Annotated in this window: 1 pseudogene; it reads right to left on the minus strand. The window is 49.4% G+C overall.

The window, feature by feature from the left end:
- Positions 1–11: 11 nt before the first annotated feature.
- Positions 12–259: pseudogene (locus AOA60_RS34190) on the minus strand (hypothetical protein); the annotation flags it as partial.

The raw sequence follows: 259 nt of genomic DNA on the forward strand, positions 1-259 counted from the left end.
CCCCCCTCATACTAATTTCTATCCTTATCGCCGCTGGCCTTGGCTTTTGTTCGTTCCACGGTTTCTCGTTGGGCCTGAATCTGTATCTCGAGTTCACCAAGTTCATTCATCTCACGTATGTGTCTTTGGGCCTTCACCATCTCCTCCGTTTTACCATAATGGAAAAATACAACTTCCCCTGTCGGACAATCTGGACTGCGCCCCACACGACCGGAAATTTGCACGAGGGCCGATTCAGTGAAAATTCGATCCTCAGCTC

The organism is Pseudomonas sp. 2822-17, assembly GCF_002742485.1.
GTDB lineage: Bacteria > Pseudomonadota > Gammaproteobacteria > Pseudomonadales > Pseudomonadaceae > Aquipseudomonas > Aquipseudomonas cyclaminis.